This window comes from Oribacterium sinus (assembly GCF_963537195.1).
Lineage (GTDB): Bacteria > Bacillota > Clostridia > Lachnospirales > Lachnospiraceae > Oribacterium > Oribacterium sinus_A.
Genome location: NZ_CAUTEG010000099.1, coordinates 1 through 7937 on the forward strand (window position 1 = coordinate 1; position 7937 = coordinate 7937).

The window sequence follows — 7937 nt, forward strand, 5'->3', positions numbered from 1 at the left end:
AAGAATGACCTTCTATAACATGATGGCTGTAGAAGGCTTCATCGCCATGGTATGGGCGGCAGGAACAATGGCATTGATTCAGTTCACTGCAGACCAGGGCGGAATCAGCATGGTATTTAATGAGAAGGCAGGAACCTTCCAGTACATGATTCAGAAGGCGGGAGAGTTGGTTGCTATTTCTCCAACCTCTGTAGTCGGTGTAGTTTGTAGAAGAGCTTTAGGACCTATTGGCGGAGCAATAGCACTTATCGGTATTATTATTCTTCCTATTACCTCCGGAGATACTGCACTTCGTGCATTACGTCTTACCATTGCAGATACCTTCCACATTAAGCAGGATAACAATTTCAGAAGATTAAGCCTTGCCATTCCAATCTTTATCCTGGTAGCAGGAATCTTAGTTTGGGCAAAGGTAGATCCTAAGGGCTTCCAGATTCTTTGGAGATACTTCGCATGGTCTAACCAGACTATGGCATTATTCCCCTTGGCTGCGGCAGGTATTTATCTCATGATTAACGGAAAAGCAAAATGGGCATGGATGCCACTGCTTCCCGGTACCTTCTACACCTTCATCTGCGCAAGCTATATCTTAAATGCAAAGCTGGGCTTTGGTTTAAGCTGGCCAATCGCTTATGTGGGCGGTGTAATTGTGGCTGCTATTTACCTTGTTCTTGTAATCATTAGAGGGAAGAAGGGCGGCACCACTCCTGAGCCTACCGTAAAGTAATGGGTGATGGCTGAAAGTGTTTCGCCTTTGAAATAGGCAAGTCCTTTTGAAAAGGCATGGTTGATTAGGTGAACTTTGCCTGTAAAAGATTGTTTTAAGGATGAATTGAAAGATTGATTGCTTCGGAAGAGGCAGTCAATCTTTTTTTATATATTTTTTATAAATTAAAAATTAAGCATTTATTGATTTTCTCTTAGGATATGGAGTATATTTACTTTGGATTTTAATAATCATCTGTAGGCGGGATGGGAATCGGAGGGAGAAGACGATTCCCTGTATTTAGTCCGGCCTACTCGTACCATAGCAGAAATCAGGGAAGAGAGTTGTAGCTACTATGGGACAAAAAATTACCTAGTAAGGGAGAATGAAAAATGAAGAAAAAGAAACTGAAAGTACAAGTAGCTGCACTCGCCATGACAGGAGCCATTGCAGCTGCACCATTGACCGTAAGAGCGGAAGAAGCAAGCACGGCAGCACCGGCGACTGCGAGCACAAGCAGTACAGAAGCACCTGCCACTGCCGCAGCTCCTACAGCAAGTACAGCGACAACGCCTGCAACAAGCACAGCGGCGACCACCGGAACCAGTACAGCAGCTACCGCCGGAACAGGTGCAACTGCAAGCACCGGAACAGCAGCAACAGCTACCACGGAAGCGTCAGCTCCGACAGAGGCAGCTACCCCGGTTACCGTAGTAGAGGCACCGGCAGACCCTGCCACCACTGTTCCCAACAATGTGGATACCGTAGTACCGGACGATAATAAGCAGGGAACGGATATTGTTGCTGATACTCCTATCCTCAAGGTTAATACAACGATTACACCGGAAGAGGCTAAGGGAGAAGGAACTATTGGAGATAAAGTTAAAGGTTTACCGGCTGTATTGGGCAATGTGAAAAATAAAGACGTGGTAATGCAGGGTGACCTTTCTATTGCAAAGGATAACAGTACAGACTTTGACAGTACCGGTGATGCAGCACATGAAGTCAATAAAGAGGATAGCTATAGCTTAAAGGCTGACTTAGATGTTAATGCAGTAAACAATGCCATCAATGCTTCAGCACGGTTAAACAGTCTTATGAAGGAGGTTAACATTGATAAAATGGAAACCGGTCTTCGTTCCACCTTTGAGATGGGAAGAGACTTGGAGGGAAGCTTCCACCTGCCCACAGACTTAGAGGATGCTAAAAAGCACTATGAGCTAAGTTCTGCAGACGGTAGTCCCATGATGTATCGCATCAATTATGGCAACTCCTCCTTTGCAAAGGATAAGGTTAGCATTGCCATGGACTTGGATTTAAGTAAATATCAGAATCCAAAGGTAGAGATCAGCACCTTTGGAGCTTTAAATGATTTGATTAACAAGTCTGCAAAGAAGATTCAGTTAATCATGAAGGGTGTTAAGTTTAAAGCGGCACACGGCAATGTAGAAGAAACAGAAACCGCCACAGAGAAAACCACAACTGCAGAGGGAACCATTCGGGGAACCTTAGTAGGCTATATGAAGGCAGATGTCAGTAAGGAAGTAAAGTTTTTAATTTTTACTACTACTGTAACCGGTAAAGCTGCCTATAATTGGGGAGCTATCCAGAATGAGGAAGGCCGAGATTTTGTAGCCGGTCGTGACAGAATCGCCGGAAATGATAACGGAAATAATAAGGTTGATTTAACCGTAAAGATGACCACAGTAGAGAACAAGATAAAGCCCGTTGAACCGGTACAACCTGTTGAGCCTACAAATCCAACTACTCCAATAAGTCCGGAGGAACCAAGCAATCCGGCTAGACCAAGTAATCCTATTGCACCAAGTAATGGTGGAGGAAGTAGAACAAGTACTCCTATTGTAACACCGGGTTCTTCCACTCCCGGAGAGGTGCTGGGAGAGAATCGTCCTACTGCTTCTACCCCTGCGGGTGAAGTTTTAGGAGAGAACCGTGTGGCTCCCGTAGTGGAAACCGTTGAGAAAAAGCAGGGAGCTGTATTGGGAGAATCCCGTCCAAGCGTAAAGGGCGTATCCGACCGAGCATCCGTAGCAACCGGAGATTATAACTTTACAGGCCTTTGGGCTTCCCTTTTTGGAATCTCCTTAGCGGCATTAGCAGGCTTTGTAGTTCTTCAGAAGAAAAAAGAAAATTAATGTGCCGATAATCATTTTTTCTGTATTTACTATATATTACTGTTAATTCGGAAAACCAAAAATATTATCAAAGGAATACTAAACCGTTGTAGAACATGAAAAATAAATAGTTCTGCAACGGTTTATTTTTGTGAATTAAGATTTGACTTATTAACTTTTTTTCCTTAGTATAGTGTTTATAGTTATTTTAATTTTTTAAAGCAAAAACAGGAGAAATAGAACAACAGTATCAGCAGCTTTGTATATATTTCTTCTGTTTTGTCCTGTAAATGCTTTAAAAAGACAGATGGAAAGTTTAAAAAGCTTTTCTAAACACAGGGAGAATGAAAATGAAGAAGAAAAACTTAAAAGTACAGGTAGCTGCATTAGCTATGACAGGAGCAATGGTTGCGATTCCTATGAATGCCAGAGCTGAGGAGGTAAATCCTGCTTCAGCAGCAACGACAGGAACAATGGAAGCAGCGGCAGAAGCTGCAACAGGAGCGACAACAGCAACAAGCACAGCCTCAGGAGCGACAGAAACTGCAACAGCAGCAACAGAGACAGGCACAGCCGCAGGAGCGGGAACAGCCAGCGGGGGAGAAGAGTCAGTTGTTACAGTAGAGGAAGCAGCAGTGGATTCCGGTACTACTGCACCGAACAATGTGAATACTGTGGTGTCGGATGATCAAAAACAGGGAACGGACATTTCCACGCATGTAGATATTACCCGCGGAGGGCCAGCTAGACCTGTGATTCACGTAGATACCACTGTGACAGCAGAAGAGGCCAAGGGAGAGAAGACCATTGCGGAAAGTCACCCGGGAGTAGAAAATAACGTTATCACCGGTCTGAAGAACAAGAATGTGGTTCTTCAAGGGGATCTCTCCATTAAAAAGGATGAAAGTACAGAAGCCTATGATAGTACCAATACTGCAGCACATCCGGTGAATAAGGAAGATAGCTATTCTCTGAAGGCGGATTTGGATGTGTCTTCCGTTACCAACGCTATAAATGCATCTGCCGGAATTATACCGGGGTCAAATGATATTTTTGTAAACAATTTAGAAACAGGTCTTCGTTCCACCTTTACTTTGGGAAATGACGTGGAAGGAAGTTTTCATCTTCCTACGGACTTAGAGGATGCCAAGAAGCATTATGAGCTAAGCTCTGCGGATGGAAATCCTATGATTTATCGCATTAATTATGGAAAATCTTCCTTTTCCAAGAAGAAGGTAAGCCTTGTTATGGATTTGGATTTAACTCAGATGACTCCGCTGGCAAAGCAAGGTTCCGATGAAAATGCGGCTAACGAAAGAATTTACGGCAAAGATCCTGTTACCGGAAAACCGTATCCTATTGAAAACTTTAATCCCTCTCCTGCTACGGGAAGACATGCAAGTACCAGCGTTTTTGGAAATTTGCAGGAGCTCATTAACAAGTCCTCTCAAAAGATACAGCTGGTGATGAAAGGATTAAAAATCAATGCCACCTCTTCCAATAGAGTAGAAACGGAAACGGAGACAGAAAAGAACATTAGTACAGAGGGAAGTATTGCAGGAACTTTAGTTGGATATATGAAGTCTGATTTAAAGTATGTTTATGCTACCGGAAATACATCTTATGTCTGGGGTGCTGTACAAAATGATGCCGGCAGAGACAAAGTGTCCGGTCAAGGAAATGACAAGGTTCTTCTTACCGTAAAAATGAATACTGTAGAGCCGAAGAGCAATCCGGTGCAGCCTGTAAATCCTGTACAACCGGTAAATCCCGTTAACCCGGAGCAGCCTGCACAACCGGTAACTCCCGAAACCCCTGCTGTACCGGCTAGTCCTACGAATCCTAGTATTGGCGGATCAAGCAATGGCGGCGGTGGAAGAAGCAGTTCAAGAGTGACTGTAAGCACTGTCAGCAATGCACCTTCCAATCCCGGAATCGTACTGGGAGAAAGCCGTCCGACAGCTTCTACTCCTGCAGGTGAAGTTTTAGGAGAGAATCGAGTGGCTCCCGTAGCAGAAGCTACTGAAGAGAAGAAGGGTGCGGTACTTGGAGAGTCCCGCCCAAGCGTAAAGGGCGTGTCCGACCGTGCAACCGTAGCCACCGGAGATTACAACTTCACAGGACTTTGGGCATCCCTATTCGGAATCTCCCTAGCATCCTTAGCAGGCTTTGTAGTTCTGAAAAAGAAAGAGCAGCAGTAAATATCAAGCTGAAAAATATATAAAACAGCAATAAGTGATTACCGTAGTAGAGCAGATAAAATATCGGTTCCACTACGGTTTTTTGAATTCAGCTGTGCTTTCTTTATATTTTTACTTAGCGAAGAGAAGGACTGTGAAAATAATAAATGAAAGAGACAGACGCAGTATAGGTATGCAAGAGAGCTACTTTGAGCCTGTCGGAATTAGCGAGCTCAGCGGTGTGAAGGACTGAGAAAATATTAAATGGAAGCGACAGAAGCAGTATGGGCATGAAAGAGGATAATCTGAGATTGCAAGAACTATCGAGCTCATCGAAGTGAAGGACTGTATAAGCCAATAGGAAGAAGCGATTGCGGTATAGGGGGGATAACAGGGGTAATCTGAGCCCGCCGGTACTTGCGAAAAACAAAGGTACTGCAGTTTTTCGCTTAGTACCGCTGCAGGGCGAAGTTAGCGGGAGCGTGCCCCGATTATCCCCCTATACCACAGAGCGCATCTATTCATTGAATACAGTCCTTCACTTCTACGAAGGCGAAGTTAGCGAGAGCGTGTCCCGATTTCATGCTATACTGCATGGTCGCGCATCCTTATCATTTTCCCAGACCTTCACCTCATCCCCCTTCTTGACAGCGCCCCCCTATTGCACTAAGATTTTCCTATGTTGTTAGAAGAAAGAGGAAAGCAAATGGCAGAGAAAAAATCAAAGATTCCACACAATACAGAAAGGCCGGTTCTGATTACAGGCCACAAGAATCCGGATACGGATTCCATCTGTGCAGCGATTTCTTATTCCCGCTTGAAGAATAAGATTAATAATACAGACCGGTACATCCCTTGCAGAGCCGGAAGTCCCAATGCGGAAACCAGTTTTGTTTTAGATTATTTTAAGGTGGATGCTCCTCTTTTATTGGACAATGTAAAAACCCAGGTTTCCGATATTGCCTATCGGAAGACTCCCGGAGTTTCTAAAAATATGTCCTTAAAGCAGGCCTATCAGATGATGAGAGACGGTCATGTGGTTACCCTTCCCGCAGTAAATCAAAACGGCATTTTGGAAGGTCTCATTACCATGTCCGATATTGCCAAGTCCTATATGAATGTATATGATTCTGCCATCATTTCCACGGCAGAGACTCCCTTTAAAAATATCCTGGAAACCCTGGAAGCAACTCTGATTACCGGAGATACCAACCGAAATTGTAAGGACGGAAAGGTGTTGATTGCGGCAGCGAATCCGGAAATGATGAACTACTATATTGAGCCCCATGACATTGTCATCCTGGGAAATAGAGCAGAGAGCCAGCTTTCCGCCTTGGACAATGGGGCGGATTGTATCATCATTTGCGAAGGCGCCAATGCCTCCCCCACGATTAAAGCCCTGGCGGAGCAAAACGGCATGATTATCATGGTAACCTCCTATGATGCTTATACAGCGGCAAGACTGATTAACCAGTCCATCCCCATCAGCTTCTTTATGACGAAGGAAGGCATTTTAAGCTTCGAAGAAGAGGATACGGTGGATGAAATTAAGGATGTGATGGCGAAGAAGCGGCACAGAGATTTCCCGGTCATCAGTAAGGACGGCCGATATCTGGGCATGCTTTCCCGTAGAAATCTTTTAGGTGCCAGCGGAAAACAGGTCATTATGGTGGATCATAATGAGCTGGGACAGGCATTGGATGGCATGGAAAATGCGGAGATTCTGGAAATCATTGATCATCACAGACTGGGAACCATTCAGACACTTGGACCGGTGTATTTTAGAAACCAGCCCCTGGGCTGTACCAGCACGATTGTGTACCTGATGTATCAGGAAAATAAGGTAGAAATCGATCCCCAGACGGCGGGACTGATGATGTCCGCCATCATTTCCGATACCCTCCTTTTCCGTTCTCCTACCTGCACCAAGACCGATGAGATGGCTGCCAGAGCGTTGGCGGAGATTGCCGGAGTGGATATTGAAAAGTATGCTATGGAAATGTTTTCCGCGGCCTCCGATTTAAAGCAGAAGACGGATCGGGAGATTTTCTATCAGGACTTTAAGACTTTTACTGCAGGGGATATTCATTTTGGCGTCAGTCAGGTAAGCTCCTTAAATGAAGAAGAGCTTCTTTCCATAAAGCCCAGACTCTTCCATTTTGCGAAGGAGGCTTTAGGAGAAGAAAATCTGGACATGGCTTTTGTGATGCTCACCAACATTTTAAAACAGGATACTCTGCTTCTGGCTGTTGGACATAGGGCAGAAACCCTGATTCAAAACGCCTTTTTGCTGGAGCCGAAAAAGGAAAGCTTTGATTTTTCCGGAGAAGAGGTGGAGGGCTATACCGCTGTACTGGAGAATGTGGTTTCCAGAAAGAAACAGCTGATTCCGCCCCTTAGCCTCTATGGGGAGCAGATGTAAGAGAAAATCCGGATTTTCAGAACGAAAATCTGAAAAGAAAAAGTATAAGTTTCAGAACGAAAAGTAGGCGAGAGATAAGCCGGACTTTATGGAAGAAGACCGGAGTAGAAAAAGTGGACTTAAAGTAGGAAACAGAAAGCGGAAAGGATAGTCTTATGAATATTTGTTTAATCGGAATGCCCTCCAGCGGAAAAAGCGTTTTGGGGGTATTGCTGGCGAAAAAATTAGGCATGTCCTTTCTGGATATGGATTTGGTGATTCAGGAAAAGACCGGACAGCTGCTTCGGGAAATCATTGCGGAGCGCGGAAGGGAGGGCTTTCTCCTTTTGGAAGAGGAAGTGGGAGCAGAGCTCTCCATGAACAATACGGTTCTTGCTCCCGGAGGATCTATTTGCTATGGCAAGAGGGCTATGGAGCATTTGCGGGAGATTTCTTTGGTGATTTTTCTGGATGTGCCCTTTTCCGAGGTGGAAAAAAGAATTGGAGACCCGGTG

Annotated in this window: 5 protein-coding genes; all 5 read left to right on the forward strand. The window is 44.7% G+C overall.

Going from position 1 to position 7937, the window contains the following annotated elements:
* On the forward strand, positions 1–727 hold a 727-nt coding region (locus tag RYL27_RS09590), incomplete at its 5' end, for a carbon starvation CstA family protein (protein ID WP_314966862.1).
* Between the two features lie 371 nt (positions 728–1098).
* Positions 1099–2862 (forward strand): cell surface protein, encoded by a 1764-nt coding sequence (locus tag RYL27_RS09595; protein WP_314345448.1) that lies wholly within the window; start codon positions 1099–1101, stop codon positions 2860–2862.
* A gap of 329 nt (positions 2863–3191) precedes the next feature.
* Positions 3192–5042 (forward strand): cell surface protein, encoded by a 1851-nt coding sequence (locus tag RYL27_RS09600; RefSeq protein WP_314966865.1) that lies wholly within the window; start codon positions 3192–3194, stop codon positions 5040–5042.
* A 685-nt stretch (positions 5043–5727) separates the two neighbouring features.
* Positions 5728–7443 carry a putative manganese-dependent inorganic diphosphatase gene (locus RYL27_RS09605; protein WP_314966866.1) on the forward strand — a complete coding sequence of 572 codons (1716 nt, stop codon included), beginning with the start codon at positions 5728–5730 and terminating at the stop codon, positions 7441–7443.
* Positions 7444–7598: 155 nt separating this feature from the next.
* Positions 7599–7937 (forward strand): shikimate kinase (locus RYL27_RS09610; protein WP_314966867.1); only part of this gene is annotated, 339 nt, incomplete at its 3' end.